Source organism: Exiguobacterium sp. A1_3_1 (genome assembly GCF_048985645.1).
Taxonomy (GTDB): Bacteria; Bacillota; Bacilli; order Exiguobacteriales; family Exiguobacteriaceae; genus Exiguobacterium_A; species Exiguobacterium_A indicum.
Map to the genome: position 1 here is coordinate 1 of NZ_WBYY01000267.1, position 2,823 is coordinate 2,823.

Annotated in this window: 2 protein-coding genes; one reads left to right on the forward strand and one right to left on the reverse strand. The window is 46.8% G+C overall.

What is annotated here, in order from left to right; translation table 11 throughout:
- Positions 1 to 258: 258 nt before the first annotated feature.
- Complete coding sequence (locus F8N00_RS17480; protein WP_023467742.1) at positions 259 to 1,971, reverse strand: ABC transporter ATP-binding protein; 1,713 nt, start codon at positions 1,969 to 1,971, stop codon at positions 259 to 261.
- A 196-nt stretch (positions 1,972 to 2,167) separates the two neighbouring features.
- Between F8N00_RS17480 and F8N00_RS17485 the strand changes: the two genes are divergently transcribed.
- Positions 2,168 to 2,823, forward strand: a 656-nt coding sequence (locus F8N00_RS17485) for an SH3 domain-containing protein (protein WP_421018686.1), incomplete at its 3' end; no start/stop codon positions are given.

The window sequence follows — 2,823 nt, forward strand, 5'->3', positions numbered from 1 at the left end:
TTCATATACAGTTTGTTCAAAGACAGTATCATGAATCGTGTAAGACAGTGCAAAAAAACGATGGAAATCATGTGACGTCTCTTCCCGCAAGACGGGATAACTCTCATCATAGTTCTCACAGAATTGACCGTACATCCTTCCACCTCGCCTTCTTTTCTATAAATCGTTTTCCCTAAAATTAGCATACACAATCTTATTTTTGAACGAACAAAAAAAGCAACGGAACATGTCCATTGCTTTCCAATCTTTCAAATCGATTCAAACTCGTTGTCTCTCTAACAACCGGGAGAAATAACCACCTTGATTCATCAGTTCGTCATGCGAGCCTTCTTCGACGATGCCGTCCTTCGTAACGACGAAAATCTTATCCGCATTCCGGATCGTCGCTAAACGATGGGCAATGACGAGCGTCGTCCGGTTCTCGGACAACTCGGCGAGCGATTCTTGGATCAGTGCTTCCGTTTCCGTGTCGAGCGCAGACGTCGCTTCATCGAGAATCAAAATCGGCGGGTTCTTAAGGAACATCCGTGCAATGGCAAGTCGTTGCTTTTGCCCACCCGATAACTTGAGTCCCCGTTCGCCGATTTGTGTCGCATACCCATCCGGAAGATCCGCGATCATCGGACCGAGATGGGCACGTTCCGCCGCTTGCACGATGTCTTCGTGCGTCGCATTCAGGTCACCGTAGGCGATATTTTCAGCGATCGTCCCTGAGAACAAGAAGACATCCTGCTGGACGATCCCGATTTGTTGTCGCAGAGACTCCTTCGTCATCTGCCGGATATCGATTCCGTCAATCGTGATTGCGCCATCTAGAACATCGTAAAAACGTGGAATCAACGAACAGATCGTCGTCTTCCCTGCCCCTGATGTTCCGACGAACGCGACTGTCTGACCCGGTTCGACCGTCAGATTGATATTCTCTAGAATGAGACGATCGGCTTCATAACCGAACGCCACATCCTTGAATGTGATGCCACCGTTCAACCGATCAACGACGAGTGCGTCTGGCGCATCCGGAATCGATGCATCCTCATCAATCATCGAGAGGAAGCGTTTGAAGCCAGCCATCCCTTTTGGATACATCTCAAGTAATGCGGTGATTTTGTCGATTGGCTTCAGCAGGATGTTCATATAAAGAATGAATCCGACGAGTTCCCCTGCCGTTAAAGCTTCGCGATACGTCAAGTAGGCACCGACGACTAAAACGGCAAGCGTCATCAAACGGGTCGTCAAGTAGATGCCGGATAGACTCTTACTCATGACCTTGTAGGCATTGATCTTCGACTGCCGGAACGTCGCGTTGTCTTTTTCAAAACGCTCGATTTCGTAAGCTTCGTTCGTGAATGACTGGACGACACGGACACCAGAGACACTGTCCTCGACGCGCGAATTGACTTCCGCGATATTACCATACATCCGGTCCCACGATTTATTCATCCGGACGTTCGCATAACTGATCAGCCAGATCAAAAACGGTACCGCAATGATCGTCACGAGCGCGAGTGGTACGTTGATTGTTAACATGATCGAGAACGCACCAAGCAATGTCATGACGGCAATGAAGGCATCTTCCGGACCGTGATGGGCAAGTTCCCCGATATCAAACAAATCATTCGTGATCCGACTCATGATATGACCCGTCTTCGTATTATCGAAGAAGCGGAACGACTGTTTCTGCACATGGCTGAACAGTTGACGACGCATATCGGTCTCGATATTGATCCCGAGCTTATGTCCAAAATAGTTGACGACGAACTGCATCAACGTGCTGATGATGTAGAGTGCTAATAGTCCGACGCTGACGAGGATGATCCAGTTCATCTCACCGTTTGGCAACAAGGAGTCGATGAACCACTGGACAGCGAGTGGAAAAGCAAGTTCTAAAACCCCGACGAATAAGGCAGATATAAAATCAAGCCAAAATAAACGTTTATGCGGGATATAATATTGATAAAAACGGCGTAACATGTGTAGCCTCCTTCCGAGTACTTCTAGTGTACTCGAACTTTTTTGAAAATACTGTATCGAGCTATTCATTTTTTATTAAAACAACCGCTTAGTTTTTTAGAACAAAAATATATTTTAAAATCAGGGGAATTAGCACTTTTTATGACAAAATGGTAACAACGATTTTTACCTATCTATTTGGAAGGAGCTACGTCACGTGAAGAAGACATTTCTCGCTCTTACGACGATCGCCTTGATCAGTTCAACCGGACCGGTCTCTGCTGCGTCAACGACCTTAACATTGACGGATAACGTCAACATTCGCTCGGCTGCCTCGACTTCCGCGAAGGTCATCACGACACTGAAAAAAGGAACGAAGCTGACAGCAGTCAAGAAGGTCAACAGCTGGTACGAAATCCGTTACCAGTCAAAACCAGCCTTCATCACTTCAGCATACGTCAAGGCGACGACAGTAAAGACTACGACAACGACGACCTACATAACGAACACCGATGCTGTCAACGTCCGCCAACAAGCAACGACGAGTTCGAAATCACTCGGAAAACTGGCAAAAAATAGCGTTCTGACTGTTACGAAAAAATCCGGTGATTGGTATCAAATCACGTATAAGAAGCAAGTAGCTTTTATCCATGCATCATTAGTTGATAAAAAGACAGTGAAAGTAACGTCTACGTCAAAACCTGCTACGACGACACCCGTCAAGAACGTCATTAAAGCGGTCGATCGCTCGAAGATCTACACGGTTAATGCGAAGGAAGGCTTGAACGCACGGACTGCTGCAGCAACGAACGCAAAAATTTACAAGACATTACCCCATCAGCTGTCTCTTATACACATCTCCGAGCCCACGAG